Source organism: Oleiphilus sp. HI0123, from assembly GCF_001635315.1.
Map to the genome: position 1 here is coordinate 1 of NZ_LWGE01000292.1, position 451 is coordinate 451.

Below are 451 nucleotides of genomic sequence, written 5' to 3' on the forward strand. Positions count from 1 at the left end.
TTGATCCCAAGTATGTATCTGTTCCTTTCTGATATGCACGAGACTAATTTGAACTTGGCTTTGCGTATATATGCCGCTGTGATCATCTCTTTCCTGGCGGGCATTCATTGGGGATTGTTTCTGCTTCGTGATGCATCCATCAATCTCTTCTTGCACAGTAATTTTGTCACTCTTCTAGCTTGGTTAGCAGCGTCTTGTGAGTCGATTTATAGTTCGCTCGTGTTCGCCTTCTGTTTTATCTATTTGCTGGTGATTGATCGAAAGCTATTTGAGGAAGAGGTGTTGGAGTCTTGGTTCATGAGGTTGAGATTGGTGATAACGCTTGTCGTTCTCGTTTCCTTGGTTTTTTCTGCAATGGTGTTTGACTGGTGAAACGAGTCAAGCAGAATGTGTTCTGCGCAACTAAATCAGGACACTTTTCTTAAAGAGTTTTCGTACTCGATTGGCGACA

Annotated in this window: 1 protein-coding gene; it reads left to right on the top strand. The window is 42.6% G+C overall.

Features of this window, described 5'->3' with window-relative positions; translation table 11 throughout:
• On the top strand, nucleotides 1-372 hold a 372-nt coding region (locus A3761_RS02805), incomplete at its 5' end, for a DUF3429 domain-containing protein (RefSeq protein ID WP_156491538.1).
• Between the last annotated feature and the right edge of the window lie 79 nt (nucleotides 373-451).